The organism is Pseudomonas sp. S3(2024) (assembly GCF_036861315.1).
GTDB classification, from domain to species: Bacteria; Pseudomonadota; Gammaproteobacteria; order Pseudomonadales; family Pseudomonadaceae; genus Aquipseudomonas; species Aquipseudomonas putida_A.
This window is the reverse complement of sequence record NZ_JAZAQQ010000005.1, coordinates 125,652-148,910: the sequence shown is the minus strand read 5'-3', so window position 1 is coordinate 148,910 and position 23,259 is coordinate 125,652. Positions and strand designations below refer to the sequence as shown.

The following is a 23,259-nucleotide window of genomic DNA, read 5'->3' as shown; positions in this document are numbered from 1 at the left end:
GCCCACTCCCACCCTTGATCGCGGCCAGCCCCGAAATCTTCATTCAGCGACAATCCCCAGTGGGAGCGGACTTGCTCGCGAAGGCGGCAGGTCAGTCGACATCGATGCTGAATATACCGACCCCTTCGTGAGCAAGCCCACTCCCACCCTTGATAGCGGCCAGCCCTGAATTCTTCATCCACCACCAATCCCCAGTGGGAGCGGGCTTGCTCGCGAAGGCGTCCGCTCAATCGACACCGATGTTGAATGTGCCGGCCCCTTCGTGAGCAAGCCCACTCCCACCCTCGATCGCCGCCAGCCCCGAAATCTTCATTCAGCGACAATCCCCTGTGGGAGCGGGCTTGCTCGCGAAGGCGTCAGTTCAGTCGCCATCGATGCTGAATGTGCCGGCCCCTTCGTGAGCAAGCCCACTCCCACCCTTGATAGCGGCCAGCCCTGAACTCTTCATCCACCACCAATCCCCACATCGGATCTTCGGTGTTTTCTGAAGGGGAGTTACTGCGCCCCAAACATCGCCGTCCAGTAGATCCCGGCGCTGCTCTTTGGATCGGTCGCGTAGGCGGCGCCGAGTTCTTTGTATTGCGGGTTCATCAGGTTGGCGCAGTGGCCGGGGCTGGCGAGCCAGCCGTCGACGACCTTGCGCACGGTGTCTTGCCCGGCGGCGATGTTTTCGCCGACCAGTTGCCCGCTGTAGCCGGCCAGTTCGGCGCGGTCACCGGGTGTGCGGCCGTCGCGGTCCTTGTGGTCTAAGTAGTTGTTGTTAGCCATGTCGCGGCTGTGATCCTGGGAAATGCTGCCCAATGTGGCGTTCCAGGTCAGAGGTCCGGCCGCGGCAAAGGCCTGGCCGCCGCATTGGCGCGGCTGGGCGCGGGCGGCGTTGAGTTGTTCGAGCAACTTCTGGCCTTCGCTTTGCGCATCGCCGAGCTTCGCCGACAGTAGAGGTCGCGCCAGCACGATCCGCCAGTCGCGATCGGCGCGGCTGACACCGACATCGACGAACTGCGGATCCAGCACCACCTGACAGAAGCTCTCCTGAATCGCCTTCATCGCCGACGCTGCATCCCGTGGGCCGTTGAGGGTGATCGCCTGCACGTTGACCATCGGGTAACTGGCGCTGGCCATGGCCTGTTGCAGATCGACCGCACCGGCGGCCGGCAGTCTCAGCCGTGGATCGGCCGACAGCGGTGGCAGTTCACTGGACGCCTGGCTGCCGCAACGCTGCGGTTGGCTGCGGTAGGCATTGATCGACTCGATCAGTTGCGACTCGTCGGCAGCCATGGCCGAGGCGGCCACGGCCAGGCCCACGGACAGCGCGGCAAAACGCAAGACGGATGGCATGAAGCGCATGGAAATCTCCCTTGAGCTGAGTGCGCTCATGATGCGCGAAAGGCCCCCGGTCAGTGCAATGTCTTTTTCTTCATCGAGCGGTTTTTTCTGCGGAACGTTACGTCGGTATTTGCCGTCTACACTCTCCGAAAACCCCGGGAACCGGGCGTCTCCCCCACGAAACACCTTGCCCGGAACGGGCGTTGCCGGAAGAACTGACATGGGATTGAAATGGTTGGCTGGCTGTTTCGCATTAACCCTGATGGTCGGTGTTGTAAGCGCCACTGAACAGGCGCCGATCAAGGCCAAGGCCGAAGAGAAAGCCCAGGTGCTGGAAGAGAAGGCCGCCGACAAAGTCAGCGCGGCACCAGCACCCAAATCCGAAGCGATCACCCCCACTGAAGTGCAGGCGGTTGACCCCGCCGGCACCGCGCCGCTGGACGATCCGATCACCTGCCTGGCGCGCAGTATCTACTGGGAAGCCAAGGGCCGCGACACGCTGGAAATGGAGGCGGTGGCCAACGTGGTGATGAACCGCCTCGGCCATGACGGCTTCCCCGACACCGTATGTGCAGTGGTCAAGCAAGGTTCGGAAACCAAGAGCTGCCAGTTCTCCTGGTGGTGCGATGGCAAGACCGATCAGGTCAAGGAAGACGCCGAATACACCCTGGCCAAGGACATCGCCGGCAAGGCACTCAACCGCCAGTTGCCGGATCGCACCCATGGCGCACTGTACTTCCATGATCGCCAGGTGCATCCGAGCTGGGCCAGGGAGTACAAAAAAACCGCCGCGGTCGGCAAATTCCTGTTCTATAAACCGGCCGGCGGCGATGCGCGTTAGACGCAGACTTCCCGTACACAGTTGCGCAGCCAGCGGTGCGCCGGGTCGGCGTCCATGCGCGGGTGCCAGAGCATCGACACGCTGATCGGCGGCATCCTGAAGGGCAGGGCGAAGCTGTGCAGGCCCATGCGCAGCTTGCTGGTGTGACGCTCCGGAACCGTGGCGATCAGGTCCGATTCGCGGACCAGCGTCAGCGCCGCCGAAAAGCCGCCGAATGAAGTAACGATATCCCGCGTCAGACCTGCGGCGAGCAACGCTTCGTCGACCGGGCCGCTGCTGCGCCCGCGCCGTGAGATCAGAATGTGCTGGCCGCCGGCAAAACGTTTGCTGCTGATCTTGCCCGAGCTCAACGGATGGCCCTCACGAACCACACCGATCCAGTGATCCTCAAACAGAATGCGGCTGTGCAGCGTCGGGTCGGTGCTGTCGTCGACCACGCCGGTCTCCAGATCGACCCGGCCTTCGCGCAGCGGCGTGCTGTCCTTGTCGGCTTTCTGCACAAAGCGCAGGCGCACGCCGGGGGCTTCTTCAGCGATGCGCGCGAGCAGCGCGGCGGCGAAGGTTTCGACAAAACCGTCGGTGTTGCGCAGGGTGAAGGTGCGCTGCAATTGGCCGGGATCGAGCACTTCGGCGGGACGCAACACCGCCTCGGCTTCCTGCACCAGAGCGCTGACCCGCTCACGCAATTCCAGCGCACGCGGGGTCGGCACCAGACCTCGGCCGGCGCGCACCAGCAACGGATCGCCAGTGGTTTCGCGCAGCCGGGCCAGGGCACGACTCATGGCCGACGGGCTCAACCGCAGAATGTGCGCGGCGCGGGCGACGCTGCCTTCGCGCAACAACACGTCGAGGGTGATCAACAGGTTCAGATCCGGTGTGCTCATGACATGGCGTTCCGTGCAGGTATCAAGTGCAAAGCATGCGTCTTGCGCCTTGCCTTGTCGAGACGCAGGCTATGCCGTCTGACCATTGCACCAGGAGCGCCCGATGCCCGGATCCCCCTTGCCCCCTCAAGCCCGCTGGGCGCTGACCAGTCTGGCGCTGTCGATGTTGATGCCGTCGCTGGACACCAGCATCGCCAATGCCGGATTACCGACCTTGGCTGCAGCGTTCGATGCGACGTTTCAACAGGTGCAGTGGATCGTGCTGGCCTACCTGCTGGCGGTCACCACGTTGATTGTCAGTGTCGGGCGTCTGGGCGATGTGTTCGGGCGGCGACGCCTGCTGCTGATCGGCATCGGCATTTTTACCAGTGCTTCGCTGTGCTGTGCGCTGGCGCCGGGGCTGGGCTGGTTGATCGGCGCGCGGGCCGTGCAGGGCCTTGGCGCGGCGATCATGTTCGCCTTGACGGTGGCGCTGGTGGCGGATGCGGTGCCCAAGGCGCGGGCGGGCAGTGCGATGGGCTTGCTGGCAACCATGTCGGCCACCGGCACCAGCCTCGGGCCATCGCTGGGCGGTCTGCTGATCGCGCATGTCGGCTGGCCGTCGATCTTTGTCCTCAACGTGCCGTTGGGCCTGCTCAACGCGTGGCTGGTTTATCGATATCTGTCGGCGGATCGCCCGGCCAAATCGGCAGTCGCGTTTGATTACCTCGGCACCGTGGTGCTGGTATTGACGCTGGCCGCCTACGCGCTGGCGATGACGCTCGACGGCCATACATTGATGTTGCTGCTGGTCAGCCTGTGCGGAGCAGGGGTGTTTGTTGCGGTCGAGATGAAAGCCAGGGCGCCACTGATTCGTTTGTCATTGTTCGCCGATGCGCGTCTGAGCAGCAGCCTGGCGCTGACGTTGCTGGTGACGACGGTGATGATGACCACGCTGGTGGTCGGGCCGTTTTACCTGAGCCGGGGCCTGGGACTGGGCAGCACCGTGGTCGGCCTGGCATTGTCGGTCGGGCCGCTGCTGGCGGCGTGCGGCGGGGTGCCGGCGGGGCGTTTGGTGGATCGCTTCGGTGCGCGGCGGGTGGTGCCGGGGGCGTTGTTCGGGTTGGCCGGTGGTTGCAGTTTGTTGGCGTTGTTGCCGATGAGTCTCGGTCTGCCGGCGTATCTGCTGCCGATGGCTGTGGTTGCCAGCAGTTACGCGTTGTTCCAGGCGGCGAACAATACCGGGTTGATGGCGACGGTCAGTCAGGATCAGCGCGGTGTGGTGTCGGCCCTGCTCGGGCTGTCACGCAATCTCGGGCTGATCACCGGCGCGGCGGTCATGGGCGCGGTGTTCGCCTTCGCTACGGGTGACCCAACGCAAGCCCCGGCCGAGGTCATCGGCAGTGGCTTGCACAGCACGTTCGGGGTTGCGGCGGCGCTGATGGTCGTGGCCCTGATCGTCAGCTGGCGTGGGTACTCAAGATGCTCGCCACTTGCTGCGGCTGGCAGTTGAGGTACGGCGAGGACTTCAGCCAGCGCTGGTCCGGGTACCAGGAGAACATGAACTGGCCGTCCTTGAGTTTATCGATCACCTGCTTCGCCACTTGCGGGCGCACCGCCGGGCAACCCTGGCTGCGACCGATACGGCCCTGACGCTTGCTCCACAACGGATTCACGTAGTCGGCGGCGTGGATCACGATGGCCCGGTCGCGGGCCAGGTCATTGAAGCCCGGTTCCAGACCGTCCATGCGCAGCGAATAACCGTGGGTCCCCTCGTAACTTTCCTGGGTGCGGAACAGCCCGAGGCTGGACTGGTAACTGCCTTCGCGATTGGAGAACTGGGTGGCGAAGTTTTCCCCGGAATTCGAACCATGGGCGACCAGATCGCGCAGCACCAGTTTCTTTCTGTTCAGATCGAAGATCCACAGCCGGCGGGCGGTGGAGGGCTGCGAATAGTCGATGATCGCCAGGTGGCGTGAGGGTCTCGCGCCATTGTTCACTGCGCATTGCATGGCGCTCAAGGCACCTTTCAGCGCTTGGGGATTGAGTTCCGGCGCGGCGTGGGCGAGGCTGGTGAAGAGAACCGGCGATGGTTTGCCGGCGGCGAAAGCTGGGCTGCTCACGACGACGAGGGTCGCGGTGGTCAGCAGAAGTCGGCGCAAATACGTCAACATTTATAAAGTGTCCTCACTTGCTACTTATTTGGCACTTTGGCTCCTGACTCCCAGTCATACCCGACAGACCCCTGTTTCGAGCCTGACTGTTCAGCGCACCTGATGTAAGGTTGACCGTCATTCAGACGGCCACGGATTGGAGTAAAGCAGTTGTTCAAAAAGTACGCATGCTACTTGAGCATTTGTTTGCTCGCTGCGCCGTTTGTCGCTTGCGCCGATGAGCCGCTGCCACCGTTGCAGACCCTGCCGACGCCGCCGGCGGAAATGCCGCTCGAGCCGCAAAGTCCGCTGCAAGCGGTGCTGATCGGTTTACCCCAGGCGTGCCCGGCGATTGCCGCGCACCTGAGCGGCGCGGCGCTGACGCAATTGCAGGCGTTTTATCAGCAGCAGGACTGGCTGCCGGTGTGGGCCAGCGAGTCCGGGCGTTTGCCGGCCTTGCGCGCGCAGTTGCAGCTGTTGGCCGATGATGGCCTCAATCCCAAACGTTATCCGGTCGCCACTAATCCGCCGCAGGACGGCGAGTTGTGCGCCGATATCGACATCAGCCGCTCTTATCTGCAAGCCCTGCAGGACCTGCATTACGGTCGTCTGCTGCAATCGCATTTCGAGCCGCTGTGGCATTCCGATGACACCCCGCGTGATCGTCAGGCGGAATTGCTGGCGATCGCCGTGCCCGGTCTGCACGACATCAAGACCGCGTTCGATCTGGCGCGTCCGCGTCTGGCGCAATACCAGAGCCTGCGCCACCTCTACGCCAGCCAGCGGCTGCAGGCCTTGCCGCACTGGCAGTCGGTGGGCAACGGCCCGTTGCTACGCCCGGCGATGGAAGACAAACGCGTGCCGGAACTGGCCCAGCGCCTGTTCAACGAAGGCTACCTGACTCACGCCATCGGTACGCCCGGCAATGCCTATGAGGGCGTGCTGGTGGAAGCGGTGAAGAGCTTTCAGGCCAACCATTCGTTGCAGGCCGACGGGGTAGTCGGGCCGGGGACGATTGCCGAGCTCAACATCAGCCCGCTGACGCGCCGCGAACAATTGCGCGTCAACCTTGAACGTTTCCGCTGGCTGGCGCAGGACATGGAACCCGACGGTTTGCTGGTCAACGTCGCTGCCGCCGAGCTGACCCTGTATCAGGCCGGCGTGCCGGTCTGGCAGACCCGTACCCAGGTCGGTCGCGCCGAACGGCAGACCCCGTTGCTCAAATCCCGGGTCACGCGCCTGACGCTGAACCCGACCTGGACCGTGCCGCCGACCATCTGGAAAGAAGACAAGCTGCCGGCGATCCGCAAGGATCAGACCTTCCTCAGCCGGCAGAATCTGCAGGTGCTCGACGCCCATGGCCAGCCGTTGGCCGCAGCGGATATCGACTGGGACAACCCCGGCAACATCATGCTGCGCCAGGAGGCCGGGCCGCGTAATCCGCTGGGGCAACTGGTGATCCGCTTCCCCAACCCGTTCGCGGTGTACCTGCACGACACGCCGAGCAAGGCCCTGTTCGACAAAGGCCCGCGCGCGTTCAGCTCCGGCTGTGTGCGGGTCGAGCACCCGATGCAACTGCGCGACCTGTTGCTGACCCCGGCGGAACGTACGCGCACCGACACCTTGCTCGCCACCGGCAGCACCCACGAATTCCGCCTGTCGGCACCGGTGCCGATCCTCATGACCTACTGGACGGCACAGGTCGGCAAGGATGGGCAGGTGCGTTATGCGCCGGATATCTATAGCCGCGACAGTGCGCTGCTCGCCGGTCTCGACGGCGCACACTGAATCCCGGATTTGCAGCAATCCCCCCAGTGGGAGCGAGCCTGCTCGCGAAAGCGTCAGGTCAGCCGCCATTAATGCTGACTGTACCGACCCCTTCGTGAGCAAGCCCACTCCCACCCCTGATCGCGGCCGGGCCCCCATCCTTCATCCACCACAGCCCCCTGTGGGAGCGGCCAGCCCCCAATCCTTCATCCACCAACAGCCCCCAGTGGGAGCGGGCTTGCTCGCGAAAGCGTCAGGTCAGCCAACATCAATGCTGACTGTGCCGACCCCTTCGTGAGCAAGCCCACTCCCACCCTTGATCGCGGCCAGCCCTGAATCTTTCATCTACCACAGTCCCCTGTGATAGCCAGTGTGATTCGTGGCAGTTGCGCAGCGTCTAGCCCCAGTGTCCCCGCAATCCCATGGGGCGAGACTTCGGAACCCGGCATGCAAGCGCTGTTGAACGAGATTCTTGACGCTGTCCGGCCCCTGATCGGGCAGGGCAAAGTGGCTGACTACATTCCCGCCCTCGGCACCGTGCCGGCCAATCAGCTGGGCATCGCCGTGTATGGCAACGACGGCGAAATGTATTGCGCCGGCGACGCCGAGACGCCGTTCTCGGTGCAGAGTATTTCCAAGGTGTTCAGCCTGGTGCAGGCAATCGAGCATTCCGGCGAGGCGATCTGGGAGCGCCTGGGGCACGAGCCGTCCGGCCAGCCGTTCAACTCGCTGGTGCAACTGGAGTTCGAACGCGGGCGTCCGCGCAATCCGTTCATCAACGCCGGGGCGCTGGTGATCTGCGACATCAACCAGTCGCGTTTCGCCGCGCCAGCCCTGTCGATGCGTGACTTCGTGCGGCGGCTGTCGGGCAATCCGCAGGTGATCGTCGATGGCAAGGTCGCCGAATCCGAGTACCAGCATCGCGCCCGCAATGCGGCCATGGCGTACCTGATGCAATCGTTCGGCAACTTCCACAACGACGTCGAAGCGGTGCTGCGCAGCTACTTCAGCCACTGCGCGCTGCGCATGAACTGCATCGATCTGGCCCGCGCATTCTGCTTCCTCGCCAACGACGGTTTCTGCAAACACAGCGGCGAACAGATCCTCACTCGGCGCCAGACTCAGCAGGTCAACTCGATCATGGCCACCAGCGGCCTGTACGACGAGGCCGGCAACTTCGCTTATCGCGTCGGCTTGCCGGGCAAGAGCGGGGTTGGCGGCGGCATTGTCGCGGTGGTGCCGGGGCAGTTCAGCGTGTGCGTGTGGTCGCCGGAACTCAATGCTGCCGGTAACTCGCTGGCGGGGATGGCGGCGCTGGAGATGCTCAGTTCGCGGATTGGCTGGTCGGTGTTCTAAAAAGCACCGCAGTAACTGTAGGAGTGAGCCTGCTCGCGATAGCGGTGTGTCATTCAATATGACTGCGTCTGACACTCCGCTATCGCGAGCAGGCTCGCTCCCACAAGGGTTTTGTGTTGCCTCGGAGAGCGCAGTTCCTATACATTTTCCGGCCGCCCCTCACATGGTGAATCCGCTTCATGTCTCTTGCGCTCGAACGTCTAGTCGCTGGCACGCCGATCCCTTTCGCTGGCAACCGTGTGACCGTGGTCAGCCCCGAACTGGCAGCGCGGTTTCAGCCCGGTGACCATCTGCTGGTCGAGCAGGTGAGTGGCGAGCTGTTGCTGATTCCGGTGGTCGATCAACAAGCGGCTGCAGTGGCAATCGAGCGTGCGCAAACGGCGTTCAGCGCGCTTTCGGCGGTGTCCGACGAAGCCATCAGTCACTTCTTCGACCTGTTCGCGCAACGCCTGGAAACCCCGGAATGCTGGACCTTGATCGAAGCCGCCAACCTGGCCGACATCGAACGCGCCAAGGCCCGTGGTCGCTCGACCACCCGACTGCTCGCCGACGAGCGCATGCGCCGCGACATGATCGCCGGTTTGCGCGCCTGGCGGGATGCGCCGGCCACGCGCGGTAAGGTCATCAGCTGCGTCGAACACGACGGCTGGAAGGTCGAGCAAGTGGTATCGCCGCTGGGCATCGTGGCGTTCGTGTTTGAAGGACGGCCGAACGTGTTCGCCGATGCCGCCGGTGTACTGCGCACCGGCAACACTGCGGTGCTGCGTATCGGCAGCGATGCATTGGGCACCGCGCAAGCAATCGTCACTCACGCGCTGAACCCGGCGCTGGCCGATGCCGGTCTGCCGGCGGGTGCGGTGTCGCTGGTGGAAAGCGTCAATCACGCCGCCGGTTGGGCGATGTTCGCCGACCGGCGTTTGTCGCTGGCGGTGGCCCGGGGTTCGGGGCGTGCGGTCAGCCAGTTGGGCAGCATCGCCCAGCAGGCGGGCACGGCGGTCAGCCTGCACGGCACTGGTGGCGCGTGGCTGATTGCCGATCGTCACGCCGACGCCACGCGCTTCGCCGCCGTGGTGCGTAATTCGCTGGATCGCAAAGTCTGCAACACGCTGAACGTCTGCCTGATTCACCGCGAGCGTGCTGCCGAACTGGTGCCGCTGTTTCTCGATGCGCTGAAGCAGGCCGGTACCGCACGCGGTCAGGGCTGCAAATTGCACATCGTCACAGGCAGCGAAAGTTACCTGCCGGCTGAGTGGCAGAACGCGACAGTCGAGGTCTATCGCGCCGAGGGTTATCAGACCGAAGCCCTGGCCGAAGCGCTGGCGGAATCCGAACTGGGCCGCGAGTGGGAATGGGAAGAAACCCCGGAAGTCAGCCTGATGATCGTCGACGATCTGGATCAGGCGATCACACTGTTCAACCGCTACAGCCCGCAGTTCACGGTGTCGCTGATCAGCGAGGATGCTGCTGCGCAAGAGCGTTTTTACAACGCGGTGAACGCACCGTTTGTGGGTAACGGGATTACCCGTTGGGTCGATGGCCAGTACGCGCTGAACAAGCCGGAACTGGGGCTTTCGAACTGGGAGAGCGGGCGCCTGTTTGCGCGCAGTGCGATTCTTTCGGGGGATGGCGTGTTCACGGTCCGTAGTCGCATGACTCAGATGGACCTCAGCGTAAAACGCTGAAAACGCCTTATCCCGATTGATGCACACCGGCCCTGTGGCGAGGGGATTTATCCCCGATGGGGCGCGAAGCGGCCCCAAGAGATCGGGCCTGCTGCGCAGTCCATCGGGGATAAATCCCCTCGCCACAAGTTCCTCTTCACCTCAGCGGACTTGTATCAGGCGGCTGCGCTGGCGTTTGCCTGAACGGCGCACGTCGTCGGCTGCTCAGCCAACGGCACAAACGTGCGGCGATCCGCCGCCAGCGCATCGATCGAGCCGGTCTCGATGTCATACACCCAGCCATGCAGGTTCAGCAGGCCTTTCTCCTGCGCCAGGCGCACGCTCGGGTGGGTCTGAATATTCGCCAGTTGCGCGATCACATTTTCCCGCACCATCGCACTCAATTTCGCCGCGTCATTGGCATGCGGCCGCGCCTCGTTCACCACTTTCGCCGACTCGGCATGTTGCAGCCAGCCGCTGACGGCGGGCAGGTGATCCATGCATTTGCATTGGGCAATCGCGGTCATCGCGCCGCAATCGGAGTGACCGCAGATCACGATGTCCGTCACCCCAAGCACCGCCACCGCGTATTCCACCGTCGCCGACACCCCGCCCGGATGCGGGCTGTAGGACGGCACGATATTGCCTGCGTTACGGATCACGAACAGCTCGCCGGGTTCTTGCTGGGTCAGCAGTTCCGGCACCACGCGGCTGTCGGAACAGGTGATGAACAAGGTGCCCGGGGTTTGAGTGGTCGCCAAGTGCTTGAACAGCTCGGTGCGTTGCGGAAACGCCTCGTTCTGGAACTTCAGAAAGCCTTCGATCAGGTTTTTCATGGTGTTGTCCTCTCAGTTCGAACAGCCGGTGCCGAATTCGCTGTATTGAAGAATGTGTTTTGCGCCGTGGCTGTCGAGGTAGGTCATCTCGACCGGCACAACGCCGCAGACGTCGGCGACCGGGGTGATGTTCACGATTTCAGCAATATCCAGAGTCATGCCGTAGCGGTAGGCAATCGCCTCTTCATCCGCCTGGGCCTGGGCGGCAAGGCCGGCGAGCAGGGTCAGGGTCAACAGAATTTTGTGCATGGGGCAGCCTCCAGGCAGATGTGGTGACGACTTGGCAATTGAGGTTTGGATGGGCCCGCACGCGGGGTGCGGGCCGCGGCGGATCAGAACGGACGCAGCGGCAGGAACTTGCCGTCGAGGGTGACCACGGCGCGTGAGCCGCCTTCCGGGTCTTCGACTTTCTTGATGTCGAGCTTGAAGTTGATGGCGCTGATGATGCCGTCGCCGAACTGCTCGTGGACCAGGGCTTTGAGGGTGGTGCCGTAGATCTGGATCATCTCGTGGAAGCGGTAGATGGTCGGGTCGGTCGGCACACCGCTGAGGCTTCCACGCAGCGGGATGATCTGCAGGGCGGCAACGGCGTCGGCGTCCAGCTCGAGTTTGTCACCAACCACTTGCGCGGCGTCTTGCGGCAACGGGTGCTGGCCGAGCAGGGCCGCGGTGACGTAGGCCAGGCTCAGGCCAGTGCCGTCGGCCAGATCCTGCCATGACAAATTCTTGCGGGCCTTGATGTCGAGAATGCGGGTGGTCAGGGCCAGGCTGGCATCGTTGTAGGCGTGGGACTGTTGCATGGTGTCACTCCTTTCAAGGTTGGCTTGCTGTGTGGGAGCCATCTTCTGCCGATTGATCCATAGCGTCCAAGACCGATATACAATGCTTCGCATAAGCTCTACCTATAGATGGTGATCCCATGTTGTTGCGACATTTGCGTTATCTGCTGGCCGTGGCCGATCACGGCGGCTTCACCCGGGCGGCGGAGGCGTTGCATGTGTCGCAGCCGACTCTGTCGCAACAGATCCGCCAACTGGAAGAAAGCCTCGGGGTGAATCTGTTTGATCGCACCTCACGCACGGTCAAACCCACCGATGCCGGTGAGGCTTACATCGAATGCGCACGGCGCGTGCTGGTTGAACTGGAGGCGGGCAAGCGGGCGTTGCATGACGTCAAGGATCTGTCCCGTGGCAGCCTGCGCCTGGCCATGACCCCGACGTTCATGGCCTATCTGGTCGGGCCATTGGTGCGCGACTTTACGGCGCGCTATCCGGGTATTCATCTGCAGATTTTCGAACTGTCGATGGACGACATCGAAGCGGGGCTGGCGGATGACTCGCTGGACATCGCGATTGCCTTTACCCCGGTGCGCCACCCGGACATCGAGTGCATTCCGGCGTTTACCGAAACCCTGGGGATCATGGTCGGGCGCGAGCATCCGCTGTACGAGAGTCAGGCGGTGCTGACGGCGAGCGAACTTGCCCAGCTGGATTTCGCCTTGCTGGCGCCGGACTTCATCACGCGCTTATCGATCGATGAATACTTCCGTCAGCACGGGATCACGCCAAAGGTGCGGATCGAGGTGAACTCGGTAAGTACGTTGCTGGAGGTGGTGCGGCATTCGCCGATGGCGACGATGTTGCCCGAAGCGATTGCCAGCGAAGACCGGGCGTTGCGTCGCTTGAGCGTCGAGAACGAAGCGCCGCAGCGTGGGGCGGCGTTGTTGCGGCGGCAGAATAATTACCACAGTGCGGCGGCGCTGGCGTTTGTGAATCTGGTGCTGCAAACGAAAATCTGACCAACAACACAGCCCCCTGTGGGAGCGGGCTTGCTCGCGAATGCGGTGTCTCAGTTGAGGTGATGGTGACTGACCCGGCCCATTTGCGAGCAAGCCCGCTCCCACAGGATTGTGTGGTGAATTGCGGATATAAAAAGGGCCTGCTTCTGTTGGAAGCAGGCCCTTTTTATTTATTGAAGTTTTAACTCAGTAGAACCGGTCAATCACCCGAACTTCATTCTTGTTCTGCATCGAATCCCACGCCTGTTTCAGCGTCTGCAGCACATTGCCGATGAAGTCTTTATCGGCCGCAGCTTTCTTGCCGACATAACCGTGGCCGCGGCGGTACATCTTCAGGCGGGCCAGCAGGTTCTGGTTGCTGCGGTCGAATTCTTCTTCACCAGCATGGGGCGACAGGCAGTCGATATGCACCTGACCCGACTTGCTGATCCAGAGAATGTGGCTGTCGTGGCTGTCTTTTTGCGCAGCGAACATACGAGCCAGTTCTTCGATAGTAGGTTGATTGTTCAGATTCATGATGTTTGCCCCTTGACCAGTCTGGTGATCTTTCAAAGTTGATTCGCTAATACAGGTAGCCCATCGGTTAGTTGATCCCTGGCACCGAAACCAGGACGTCAGCGGTCGCCCGTGTGAAGTACGGGGTCATGCGTCTGTTGCATGTAGTCGTGTTGAATAACTGCTACGCAATAGCGTCACAACGAGGAGAAGCAGCGAAAACCGGGAGGCTCCTTGACGACATTTTCAGGGTCGACCACAAGCGTCTTGAGAATTTTCGCCAGCGCTTCTCGTCCTTGTACTGGACGTTCAGGCCAGGTCAGCTTCTTCAATCTGCCTTGTGGGCAGCGTGTATCCGGAAAAAACAACTCGGCGGTCAGACGAGTTTGCTCAAGCGTGTTACCGATGTTCCCGATCGGGGAACGTCTTCATCATGCAAAAGCAAAACGGTGCCGTCAACGGTTTTGTAGTGATTATTTTTGCTCACTACATATTGTCGGACAAAGCGGTTTTGGAATGAGAAAAGTTCCGTTCAGGCAACGGATGCAGGGGCGCGCAGGATGTAGAAGGTGCAGGGGTAACCGTCCACGGTGCGCTGCTGGCGGGTGACTGCGCCGCCAGTCAATTCGGGGATCAACCTGGCCCAGAAGCGCTGCGCAGGCAGGTTGGCGTCGATGTGGAAAATCTGCCATTGACCGGGCAGACGGCTCAAGAGGGCAGAGACGACAAACTGCGCGACGCCTTGGCCACGAAAACGCCGGGTGAGGAAGAAGTAGCCGATGTTGTGTTCGGCGCCGTCGATGTGGGTGTCGTTATCCACGGTCACGAAGCCGGCCAGTTCACCGTCGACGCGGATCAGGAACGGTTGGGTAGCGGGATTGCGCCAGTAATCGTCTTTCTGCTGAATGCTGAAGAAACCATGTTCGCCGAGTTTCAGTGGTAGCCATTGGCTGAAGTCGTACATGTAGAACTGCATGAGGTTTTCGATGGTTTGCAGTTCGTCGCGGTGGGCGGGGTGCAGTTCGATGCTGGGCATTGGGTTAACTCCCTGCGGTGATGAACCCGATAATGTGAACTCACACCTTGTGGCGAGGGGATTTATCCCCGATGGACTGCGCAGCAGTCCTTTAGTTTAAGTAAAAGCTGGGGCCGCTTCGCAGCCCATCGGGGATAAATCCCCTCACCACAGAATCCCCACCAGAGTAAAGATCATTACTTCGTTGTGCGTTTGGCTGCCCCGGCGGTTTTGCTTCGGGTCGATTTGCGTTTCTTCTTCCACGGCGCTGCAGCCTTGCCGGCCGGTGGCGGGCCGCTGATGGTCAGGCTCAGCGCAGAACAGCGGCTGACCTGCTTGCTCATCCACGCCGCCTGTTTGGTGACGAACTCTTCCAGGCTCATCTCGCCGCTCTGCACCATGTCCAGCGCCTGTTCCCAGATGGCGGTGGTGCCGGGATCGGCAATCGCCCGGGGCACGGCGTCGATCAGGCTGAAGGCCGCCGGCGTCGCGGCCAGCGCCTTGCCGTTCTTCACCAGATAACCACGATCCAGCAGGCCCTGAATGATCGAGGCGCGCGTCGCTTCGGTGCCGATGCCGGTGGTGTCCTTGAGTTTCTGTTTGAGCAATGGATCTTCCACCAGTTTGGCGACGTTCTTCATCGCCTTGATCAGGTCGCCCTCGGTGTAGGGCTTCGGCGGCTGGGTCCACAGATCCTTGAGGTTCACGCCGGCCACGGCGCAATCGATACCTTGGCTCAACGCCGGCAGGGTTTGCGGGGCTGGCGCTTCACGGCCCTTGGCCGGGGCGAGGGCTTCGGGCAAGGCGCGCTTCCAGCCCGGTTCGATGATCTGCTTGCCGACGGCACGCAACGCTTCCCCGGCGCAATCGAAGTCGGCCTGGGTGCGATCGTATTCATGGTTGGGCAGAAATTGCGCCAGATAACGCGCACGAATCAGGGTATAGACCGCCCGGTGTTTGCCGCTCAGGCGTTCGAGATTTTTCGCCGCGGCGGTGGGGATGATGCCGTGGTGGGCGCTGACCTTGGCGTCGTTCCACGCCCGTGAGCGGCGCTGCGGGTCGAGGTGACCGTTCAACACGTCAAGGCTCGGGTCGGCCTGACGCAGTGCCGCCAGTATCCCCGGCGCTTCACTGTGCTGGCTCAGCGGCAGAAAGCCGCAATCGCTACGCGGGTAGGTGATGACTTTGTAGGTTTCGTAGAGCGCCTGGGCGATGTCGAGGGTTTCCTGGGCGCCGAGACCGAGTTTCTTCGAGCAGACCTCCTGCAGGGTGCCCAGATCGAATGGCAGCGGTGCCACTTCACGCATGCGTTCGGTGCGCAGTTTGACCACCCGCGCACTGGCGGCGCTGTTCAGAGCGGCGGCTGCCTGCTGGGCCAGCGCCTGATTCAGGCAGCGATCCTGATCGTCGCAAACGTCCGAGGGCGCACGCCATTGCGCGGTGAACGGCGTGCCGTCGTGCAGCAGTTGCACATCGATCGCCCAATACGGCACCGGCACGAAGTCGGCGATGCTGCGGTCGCGATCCACCACCAGCCGCAGTGTCGGCGTCTGCACCCGACCGACGGGCAGCACGCCCTGATAGCCGGACTGCCGGCCCAATAGCGTAAACAGGCGACTCATGTTCATGCCGATCAGCCAGTCGGCCCGCGAGCGCCCCAGCGCCGAGTGATACAGGCTGAAGGTTTCCGCCCCTGGCTTCAACGCGGCCAGAGCCTTGCGGATCGATGCTTCATCCAGCGCCGACAGCCACAAGCGGCGGATCGGCCCGCGATAGCGGCAGTGCTCGACCAGTTCCCGGGCGATCATTTCGCCCTCACGGTCGGCGTCGGTGGCGATGATCAGTTCGCTGGCCTCGCCGAGCAGGCGCTTGACCGCTTTGTACTGGCTGGCGGTGCGCGGCTTGACGGTCATTTTCCATTTGTCGGGAATGATCGGCAGATCCGCCAGCACCCAGCGCTTGTAGCGCGCGTCGTAGGCATCCGGCGGCGCGGTTTCCAGCAGATGGCCAATGCACCAGGTCACTGTGACGTCCGTTCCCAGCCAGCAGCCGTCGCCCCGACGCCTGGCGCCCAGCACGGCCGCGATGTCTTTGGCCTGGGAAGGTTTTTCACAGAGGTACAGCCGCATAACCACCGTCGTCGATCATTTCACTGGAGGTGCACAGGATGGCCGCAGTTGGCGCCCGGAGCAACTTTTATCTGTATGGATATACAGATCAAAACGTTGCCGGGGATGACCGGTATTACCGGGACGTCGCGAGCGGCTATCGAGAAATCGATTGGCAGGGCGATTGACGCCCGTGTCAGGTTCACCGGGCTTCTCAGAAACGCGAGTGACCGGACAATCTCGCCGTGGATTGCCGTGCTCGACGCGTACTGCCAACTCTGACACAAGGAAGTCCCACCATGGCTCAAGCCAAAGCAAAATCCAGCAGCGCCTATGACGAAGTGAACGCCTTCAGCCACTTGTACGACCGTGGCGTCGGCCTGGTGAACGGCAAACCGTCGTTCACCGCCGATCAGGCAGCCGACGAAATCCTGCGCAAAAACCTGTCGTGGCACGACAAGAACGGCGACGGCAAAATCTCCCTGACCTACACCTTCCTCACCGAGAAACCGGCAAACTACAACCCGAACCTCGGCAACTTCAGCCAGTTCAGCGCGCAGCAGAAAGCTCAAGCCGTGCTGGCCATGCAATCCTGGGCCGACGTGGCCAAGGTCACGTTCACTGAAGGCAAGGGCGGCGACGGCCACATGACCTTCGGCAACTACGACGTCAGCACCGGCGGCGCGGCGTTCGCCTACCTGCCGAGCGGCGGCAGCTATGACGGTCAGTCGTGGTACCTGATCAACAATCAATATCAGGTCAACAAGACCCCGGACACCAACAACTACGGGCGTCAGACCCTGACCCACGAAATCGGCCACACCCTTGGCCTGTCGCACCCGGGCGCCTACAACGCCGGCAATGGCAACCCGACCTACAACGACGCCAAGTACGCCGAAGACACCCGTGGCTACAGCCTGATGAGCTACTGGAGTGAAGCCAACACCGACCAGAACTTCAGCAAGGACGGCAGCGGCGCCTACGCCTCGGCACCGTTGCTCGACGATATCGTGGCGGTGCAGAAACTCTATGGCGCCAACTATGCAACCCGCGCCGATGACACCACCTACGGTTTCGGCTCCAACACCGGCCGCGATTTCTACAGCGCGACATCGGCGACGTCGAAAGTTGTGTTCTCAGTGTGGGACGGTGGCGGTAACGATACGCTGAACTTCTCCGGCTTCACCCAGAACCAGAAGATCAACCTCAATGAGGGTTCGTTCTCTGACGTTGGCGGGCTGGTCGGCAACGTATCGATTGCCTATGGCGTGACCGTGGAGAATGCGGTTGGCGGTTCGGGCAATGACCTGCTGATCGGCAACTCGGCCGTCAACCATCTGTTCGGCGGAGCCGGCAACGACATCCTCTACGGCGGTGGCGGCGCGGATGTGCTGTGGGGCGGCGAGGGCGCAGACACCTTCGTGTTCGGTGCGGCCAGCGACTCGACCAACAACCAGCCGGACTGGATCATGGATTTCAAGAGCGGCGTGGACAAGATCGACCTCTCGGGCATCGCCGCGTTTGCCACGGGGGCGGCGTCACTGAACTTCGTCAGCAGTTTCACCGGCCATGCGGGCGATGCGATCCTGACTTACTACGCGCAGAACGGTCAGACCGGGCTGCTGGTCGATCTGACCGGGCAGGGGCAGGTTGACTTTGCCGTGGGTGTGGTAGGGCAGGCGGTGGCGACTGATATCGTGGTTTGATGCCAGAAGAGTAGCCCTCACCCTAACCCTCTCCCAGTGGGAGAGGGAACCGATCGGGGGATGCTGAAAACATGCACCGACCTGATTGCACTTCGCTGAATCCACAATCGATAAAGCACTTTCAGGTCGGTGTAGAACGAAAGACACTTCGGCAGGCTCCTTCTACCTCCGGGAGAGGGCTGGGGCGAGGGGCTTTGGCCGTTCGGCTGCAAAATCACCCTGGTCTGAACCTATGAGCTATACCTGAACCGGTCTCTCTGCGCCGTATTCAGGAGTAACCCCAATGAGCACCACCGGCCTCAATCCCGTCATCACCCTCGAAGAACTCCCCGGTTGCCTGCTGGTGAAGTTCCACGGCATCCAGGTCGCGGCGTCCTCGCATGTGCTGGTGCTCCATGAGGCCAACTACCCGCCGGTGTACTACGTGCCCCGAGAAGACATCGACGAGAAATACTTCGCCCGCACCGACCACACCAGTTACTGCCCGTACAAGGGCGATGCCAATTACTTCAGCCTGCAAGTGCCGGGGCATGAGGGGGCGAATGCGGTGTGGACTTACGAAAATCCGAAAGTCTCGGTCGCGCCGATTCGTGACTACGTGGCGTTTTATCCGGATCAGGTGAAGTTTGAGGTGATCAAGGTTGACGCTTAGTTACTGGAGGAAGAGATTTAATTGTGGCGAGGGGATTCATCCCCGATGGACTACGCAGTAGTCCCCTTTTTCACGGGGGGCGCTACGCACCCCATCGGGGATAAATCCCCTCGCCACAGGTTTTTTTACCAAAGGATCATGTTTCAGATTCAGTTCTTATCGAGATCGATATTCTTCGTCTCTCGCAGACAGATCATCCCCACCACCAGGCTGACCCCGGTAATCAGCACCGGGTACCACAGCCCATAGAAAATATCCCCGGTGTACACCACCAGCGCGAACGACACCGTTGGCAGGAAACCGCCGAACCAGCCGTTGCCGATGTGGTACGGCAGCGACATCGAGGTGTAGCGGATGCGCGTCGGGAACAGTTCGACCATCAGCGCCGCCAGTGGGCCGTAGCACATGGCCGAGATGATGATCAGCGCGACGATCAGCGCCACGATCATCGGTTTGTTGATCTGTTGCAGGTCGGCCTGTTGCGGGTAGCCGGCGAGGGTGACCGCGCCGCGCAGGGCCGATTCGTCGTAGCCGTCGATCTTCACGTCGCCGATGCTCACCTGCACGCCACTGCCGGCCGGAGCGGCGACGCTGGAGTAGGGCAGGCCCTGCTTGACCAGGAAGGTCTTGACCTTGTCGCACGGGCTGTCGAATTTGGCCTTGCCCACCGGGTCGAACTGGAAGGTGCAGGTGGCCGGATCGGCAAGCACGGTGATCGGCGCCTGACGGCTGGCCTGATCGATAGCCGGGTTGGCGTAATGCGCCAGGGATTTGAAGATCGGGAAGTACAACGCGGTCGCCAGCAGCAGCCCGAGCATCAGCACTGGTTTGCGTCCGACCTTGTCCGACAGCCAGCCGAAAATGATGAAGAACGGCGCACCGATCACCACACTGATGATCAGCAGGCTGTTGGCCACCGCCGGGTCCATTTTCAGGAACTGGGTGAGGAAGAACAGCACGTAAAATTGCGCAGCGTAGAAGGTCACCGCTTGCCCGGCGTTGATGCTGAACAGCGCGATCAGCACGACCTTGAGGTTCTCCCATTTGCCGAAGGATTCGCGGATCGGCGCTTTCGAGGCTTTGCCTTCCTCTTTCATTTTCAGGTACGCCGGCGACTCGTGCAGGCTCAGGCGGATCCAGGTGGAAATGCCCAGCAGCACGATCGACAGCAGGAACGGAATGCGCCAGCCCCAGACTTCAAACTGATCGCCAGTGAAGTAGCGGCACCCGAGCACCACCAGCAGCGACAGCAGCAGGCCGAGAGTGGCAGTGGATTGAATCCAGCTGGTGTGGAAGCCGCGTTTGCCGATCGGCGCGTGTTCCGCCACATAGGTCGCAGCACCGCCGTATTCACCGCCCAGGGCCAGACCCTGAAGCATGCGCAGCACCACCAGAATGATCGGCGCGGCAATGCCGATGCTGGCGTAAGTCGGCAGCAGGCCGACGCAGAACGTGGCGATCCCCATCAGAATGATGGTCGCGAGGAAGGTGTATTTGCGTCCGATCATGTCCCCCAACCGACCGAACACCAGCGCCCCGAACGGCCGCACGATAAACCCGGCGGCAAAGGCCATCAGCGCGAAGATGAACGCCGTGGTGTCGTTGACCCCGGCGAAAAACTGCTTGCTGATCACCGCCGCGAGGGCGCCGTAGAGGAAGAAGTCATACCACTCGAACACCGTCCCCAGGGACGAGGCGAAGATGACTTTCTGCGTGGCATTGCTGGTGCTGGCGCCGCTCGCGGCGTCCAGCGGCTGAGCGTGTTCTGACATATCGGTATCCCTCACAGTGATTGTTTTTGTTGTTCCACTGGTGTTGCGTGTCCGGGTGTTGCGCGATGCCTTGAATGCTGTTGATTCCTGTGGGAGGGGGCTTGCTCCCGAAGGGGCCGTGTCAGTCAAATCATGGGTGAATGACACTCCGCTTTCGCGAGCAAGCCCGCTCCCACATTGGGGCTGTGAACAGGTCCTGAAAGGATCAACTGCGCCGCCTTCTCGGCAATCATCAGCGTAGGCGAACAGGTGTTTCCCGAGGTGATGCGCGGCATGATTGAGGCGTCGGCGATGCGCAGGCCGGGCACGCCATGCACGCGCAATTGCGCATCGACCACCGCTTCCGCGTCATTGCCCATGCGACAGGTGCCGACCGGATGGAAAATCGTCGTGCCGATGCGCGCGGCCGCTTCGTGCAATTGCTCCTCGCTTTGCAGGTTGTCGCCGGGCAAGTATTCCACCGGTTTGAACGCTTGCAGGGCCGGGGCGCTGACGATCCGGCGGGTCAGGCGGATCGCGTCGGCGGCCACGCGCAGGTCTTCAGGATGGCTGAGGTAGTTCGGTTGAATCAGCGGTGCTTCCTGCGGATCTGCCGAACGGATGTCGATGCGGCCACGGCTCTGCGGACGCAGATCACACACCGACGCGGTGAACGCCGGAAAGCTGTGCAACGGCTCGCCAAAGCGCTCCAGCGACAGCGGCTGCACGTGATACTCAAGGTTCGCCGAGGTCTGCTCCGGCCCGGATCGGGCAAATGCTCCGAGCTGACTCGGCGCCATCGACAGCGGCCCGCTGCGGTCATACAGATAACGCAGGCCCATGCCCATCTTGCCCCACACGCTGCCGGCGATCTGATTCAGGGTGCGGGCGTTCTGCAGTTTGTAGATCAGGCGCAGCTGCAGGTGATCCTGCAGATTGCCGCCGACCCCCGGCAGCTCATGAATCACCCCGATGCCCAGACGCTCCAGCAAAGGACTCGGGCCGATCCCGGAGCGTTGCAGAATGCTCGGCGAACCCACGGCGCCAGCGCACAACACAATCTCCTTGCGCGCCTTGAAGCTTTTCACCTGGCCTTCGTGACGCGCGCTGACCTTCGACGCACGGCCGTTTTCCAGCAGCACGCGATCCACTTCAACCCCGGTCAGCACCGTCAGATTGACCCGCTCGCGAATCGGTTTGAGAAAAGCCTTGGCCGCGTTCCAGCGCACCCCGGCCTTCTGGTTGACCTGAAAGTAGCCGCAACCCTCGTTGTCGCCCTGGTTGAAGTCGTCGATGCTGGCGATGCCGCTCTGTTCGGCGGCACTGCGAAACGCGTCGAGAATCGGCCATGACAGCCGCTGTTGCTCGACCCGCCATTCACCCTTGGCACCATGAAATTCAGCGGCGCCGGCAAAGTGGTTTTCGCTCTGTTTGAACAGCGGCAGCACGTCGTTCCAGGCCCAGCCCGGATTGCCCTCGGCAGCCCAGCCATCGTAGTCGCCGGCCTGGCCGCGCATGTAGATCATGCCGTTGATCGAGGAGCAGCCGCCGAGCACTTTGCCGCGTGGGTAGCTCAGGCTGCGACCTTGCAGGCCGGGTTGCGCTTCGGTCTTGAAGCACCAGTCGGTGCGCGGGTTGCCGATGCAGAACAGGTAACCCACGGGGATGTGAATCCATGCGTAGTTGTCGCGTCCGCCGGCTTCGAGCAGCAACACCCGCTGCTGTTTGTCTGCCGACAGTCGATTGGCCAGCAGGCACCCGGCGGGGCCGGCGCCGACCACGATGTAGTCGAATTCTTCAAGGGAAGTCTGCATTCCCTGACCTCGCTTTTTGTTTTTATTGTCGGACACTCTAGTTGTTAGCTTTCGTTAAAAGAATGTTAGTTTTTGCGCAGCCGCTGTGCGTTTTCAAACAGCCTGGATTGACGATAGCTGACAAGGACACCCCATGTTCGACTGGAATGACCTGCGGTTCTTTCTGGAGTTGCAACGCAGCGGCCGCCTGCTCACTGCTGCCCGGCGTCTCAATACCACTCACGCCACGGTGGCCCGACACATCGAGGCCATCGAAAAAAGCCTCGGCACCGCGCTGTTCGTCCAGCACGCCCAGGGCTATGAAATGACCCCGGCAGGCGAGGCGCTGCTCAAGCACGCCGAAGCCATGGAGAACGTCGCGCTGCTGGCCCAGGAAGAAATAACCCAGTCCACCGCACCGCTGGGCAAGATCCGTGTCGGCGTCACCGAAGGGCTGGGCATCAAGTTTCTCGCCAGCCGCATGATCGGCCTGTTCGAACGTTATCCGGGGCTGGAAGTGGAACTGGTCGCCGTGCCGCGCTTCGTCAGCATCCTCAACCGCGAGGCGGAAATCAGCATTCATCTGGAGCGCCCGGCAGCGGACATGCTGGTCACGCGCAAGCTCACCGACTATCGATTGGCGCTCTACGCCAGCCAACGCTACCTCGACAACGCACCGCCGTTGCGCAGCCGCGAAGACCTTGGGCGGCATGCGTGGATCGGTTATGTCGATGACCTGCTGTTCAGTCAGGAACTGATGTTCCTCAACAGCTTCTGCCGCAGTCCGCGCGTGGTGTTCCATAGCACCAGCGTCATCGCCCAGCAGGAAGCGGCGCGCTCGGGATTGGGCATTGCCGTGCTGCCTTGCTACATGGCCGCGTCGGATCCGGATCTGGTGGCGTTGCTGCCGGATGACAGCATCGAGCGCAGCTACTGGATCAGCACCCGGCGCGAGCTGCACAAGTCGGTACGGCTGCGGGTGGTCTGGGATTATGTCGTCGGCCTTTGCGAGGTGGAGCAAGGCCTGTTACGCGGCTGATCCTGCCCACACAATTCCCTTGTAGGAGTGAGCCTGCTCGCGATAGCGGTGTATCAGGCGACTTCTGCTTCACAGGCATACCGCTATCGCGAGCAGGCT

The 23,259-nt window shown here is 62.0% G+C and carries 20 protein-coding genes; 9 read left to right on the top strand and 11 right to left on the bottom strand.

From position 1 onward, the window contains the following. Window positions 1-495: 495 nt before the first annotated feature. On the bottom strand, window positions 496-1,347 hold the full coding sequence (locus VLA07_RS14825) for a CAP domain-containing protein (RefSeq protein WP_333989557.1): 852 nt from the start codon (window positions 1,345-1,347) through the stop codon (window positions 496-498). 199 nt (window positions 1,348-1,546) lie between these two features. On the opposite strand from VLA07_RS14825, the gene VLA07_RS14820 reads away from it, so the two are divergent. Continuing rightward, window positions 1,547-2,167 carry a cell wall hydrolase gene (locus tag VLA07_RS14820; protein ID WP_333989556.1) on the top strand — a complete coding sequence of 207 codons (621 nt, stop codon included), beginning with the start codon at window positions 1,547-1,549 and terminating at the stop codon, window positions 2,165-2,167. Here VLA07_RS14820 and VLA07_RS14815 read toward each other — a convergent pair. Next, a complete protein-coding gene (locus VLA07_RS14815; RefSeq protein WP_027611719.1) occupies window positions 2,164-3,051 on the bottom strand; it encodes a LysR family transcriptional regulator in 888 nt (295 codons plus the stop codon). The genes VLA07_RS14820 and VLA07_RS14815 overlap by 4 nt on opposite strands. Window positions 3,052-3,154: 103 nt before the next feature. On the opposite strand from VLA07_RS14815, the gene VLA07_RS14810 reads away from it, so the two are divergent. Next, window positions 3,155-4,543 carry an MFS transporter gene (locus VLA07_RS14810; protein WP_333989555.1) on the top strand — a complete coding sequence of 463 codons (1,389 nt, stop codon included), beginning with the start codon at window positions 3,155-3,157 and terminating at the stop codon, window positions 4,541-4,543. Here the strand turns inward: VLA07_RS14810 and VLA07_RS14805 are convergent. Next, the gene (locus VLA07_RS14805) at window positions 4,491-5,204 is read right to left on the bottom strand and encodes a murein L,D-transpeptidase catalytic domain family protein (RefSeq protein ID WP_027611721.1); all 714 of its coding nucleotides are present in this window, start codon (window positions 5,202-5,204) and stop codon (window positions 4,491-4,493) included. The genes VLA07_RS14810 and VLA07_RS14805 overlap by 53 nt on opposite strands. Before the next feature lie 150 nt (window positions 5,205-5,354). Here VLA07_RS14805 and VLA07_RS14800 point away from each other — a divergent pair, with 150 nt between their 5' ends. The 3 genes from VLA07_RS14800 to VLA07_RS14790 all read left to right on the top strand — a co-directional run bounded on the left by VLA07_RS14800 (window position 5,355) and on the right by VLA07_RS14790 (window position 9,988). Next, on the top strand, window positions 5,355-6,971 hold the full coding sequence (locus VLA07_RS14800; RefSeq protein WP_333989554.1) for a L,D-transpeptidase family protein: 1,617 nt from the start codon (window positions 5,355-5,357) through the stop codon (window positions 6,969-6,971). Between the two features lie 426 nt (window positions 6,972-7,397). Beyond that, on the top strand, window positions 7,398-8,306 hold the full coding sequence (gene glsB / locus VLA07_RS14795; RefSeq protein ID WP_027611723.1) for a glutaminase B: 909 nt from the start codon (window positions 7,398-7,400) through the stop codon (window positions 8,304-8,306). Between the two features lie 179 nt (window positions 8,307-8,485). Next, window positions 8,486-9,988, top strand: coding sequence for an aldehyde dehydrogenase family protein (locus VLA07_RS14790; RefSeq protein WP_333989553.1), 1,503 nt, complete (start codon window positions 8,486-8,488; stop codon window positions 9,986-9,988). 155 nt (window positions 9,989-10,143) lie between these two features. On the opposite strand, the gene VLA07_RS14785 is transcribed toward VLA07_RS14790, so the two are convergent. From VLA07_RS14785 to cynS, 3 genes are all read right to left on the bottom strand, one after another. Next, entirely contained in the window at window positions 10,144-10,803 is a 660-nt protein-coding gene (locus tag VLA07_RS14785; RefSeq protein ID WP_333989552.1) for a carbonic anhydrase, read from the bottom strand. 12 nt (window positions 10,804-10,815) lie between these two features. Next, window positions 10,816-11,052 (bottom strand): DUF2790 domain-containing protein, encoded by a 237-nt coding sequence (locus tag VLA07_RS14780; protein ID WP_097090279.1) that lies wholly within the window; start codon window positions 11,050-11,052, stop codon window positions 10,816-10,818. Between the two features lie 83 nt (window positions 11,053-11,135). Then, window positions 11,136-11,603: a cyanase gene (cynS, locus tag VLA07_RS14775; RefSeq protein ID WP_097090280.1), complete on the bottom strand. Its 468-nt coding sequence runs from the start codon at window positions 11,601-11,603 to the stop codon at window positions 11,136-11,138. A 119-nt stretch (window positions 11,604-11,722) separates the two neighbouring features. Between cynS and cynR the strand changes: the two genes are divergently transcribed. Then, the gene (gene cynR, locus VLA07_RS14770) at window positions 11,723-12,601 is read left to right on the top strand and encodes a transcriptional regulator CynR (protein WP_333989551.1); all 879 of its coding nucleotides are present in this window, start codon (window positions 11,723-11,725) and stop codon (window positions 12,599-12,601) included. 186 nt (window positions 12,602-12,787) lie between these two features. Here the strand turns inward: cynR and VLA07_RS14765 are convergent, their stop codons facing one another. The 3 genes from VLA07_RS14765 to VLA07_RS14755 all read right to left on the bottom strand — a co-directional run bounded on the left by VLA07_RS14765 (window position 12,788) and on the right by VLA07_RS14755 (window position 16,240). Beyond that, on the bottom strand, window positions 12,788-13,117 hold the full coding sequence (locus tag VLA07_RS14765) for a hypothetical protein (RefSeq protein WP_007966852.1): 330 nt from the start codon (window positions 13,115-13,117) through the stop codon (window positions 12,788-12,790). A gap of 511 nt (window positions 13,118-13,628) precedes the next feature. Next, complete coding sequence (locus VLA07_RS14760; protein WP_333989550.1) at window positions 13,629-14,132, bottom strand: GNAT family N-acetyltransferase; 504 nt, start codon at window positions 14,130-14,132, stop codon at window positions 13,629-13,631. 176 nt (window positions 14,133-14,308) lie between these two features. After that, entirely contained in the window at window positions 14,309-16,240 is a 1,932-nt protein-coding gene (locus VLA07_RS14755) for a DNA topoisomerase III (RefSeq protein WP_333989549.1), read from the bottom strand. Window positions 16,241-16,518: 278 nt separating this feature from the next. Between VLA07_RS14755 and VLA07_RS14750 the strand changes: the two genes are divergently transcribed. Then, complete coding sequence (locus tag VLA07_RS14750; RefSeq protein WP_333989548.1) at window positions 16,519-17,925, top strand: serralysin family metalloprotease; 1,407 nt, start codon at window positions 16,519-16,521, stop codon at window positions 17,923-17,925. Window positions 17,926-18,208: 283 nt separating this feature from the next. After that, the gene (locus tag VLA07_RS14745) at window positions 18,209-18,577 is read left to right on the top strand and encodes a DUF427 domain-containing protein (RefSeq protein WP_333989547.1); all 369 of its coding nucleotides are present in this window, start codon (window positions 18,209-18,211) and stop codon (window positions 18,575-18,577) included. Between the two features lie 149 nt (window positions 18,578-18,726). Here VLA07_RS14745 and VLA07_RS14740 read toward each other — a convergent pair whose 3' ends face one another. Both VLA07_RS14740 and VLA07_RS14735 read right to left on the bottom strand, forming a co-directional pair. After that, window positions 18,727-20,349 (bottom strand): MFS transporter, encoded by a 1,623-nt coding sequence (locus tag VLA07_RS14740; RefSeq protein WP_097090285.1) that lies wholly within the window; start codon window positions 20,347-20,349, stop codon window positions 18,727-18,729. A gap of 125 nt (window positions 20,350-20,474) precedes the next feature. Further along, complete coding sequence (locus VLA07_RS14735; RefSeq protein WP_333989546.1) at window positions 20,475-22,142, bottom strand: GMC family oxidoreductase; 1,668 nt, start codon at window positions 22,140-22,142, stop codon at window positions 20,475-20,477. A 133-nt stretch (window positions 22,143-22,275) separates the two neighbouring features. Between VLA07_RS14735 and VLA07_RS14730 the strand changes: the two genes are divergently transcribed. Further along, a complete protein-coding gene (locus tag VLA07_RS14730; protein ID WP_333989545.1) occupies window positions 22,276-23,160 on the top strand; it encodes a LysR family transcriptional regulator in 885 nt (294 codons plus the stop codon). Window positions 23,161-23,259: the final 99 nt, after the last annotated feature.